General features: G+C 43.8%; 1 protein-coding gene. It reads right to left on the minus strand.

Annotated features, from left to right (window positions below; genetic code table 11):
- The coding region (locus tag C0Q33_RS09435; protein WP_165776504.1) for a hypothetical protein at window positions 1–217 on the minus strand (217 nt) is incomplete at both ends.

The following is a 217-nucleotide window of genomic DNA, read 5'->3' on the forward strand; positions in this document are numbered from 1 at the left end:
TTTTCAACTGGAACCGGGCCATCATTTCTTTGCTTTTCTATTTTTATCTTCAATGGATCTATTCCATAGAGCGTGGCCTGCTCCTTCCACATCTCAAGCAGCAGCTGTTTTTTGTCCTGTACTGAATCCACATTAAGATCAGTGCAGAGAAACTGCTCGCTTTGGGTAAATGCCCTCCTCATGTCCTCTATTAGTTCAGTTGTAAGCCTGCCCTTGT

It is taken from the genome of Candidatus Nitrosotalea bavarica, from assembly GCF_900167955.1.
In the GTDB taxonomy this organism is placed as follows: domain Archaea; phylum Thermoproteota; class Nitrososphaeria; order Nitrososphaerales; family Nitrosopumilaceae; genus Nitrosotalea; species Nitrosotalea bavarica.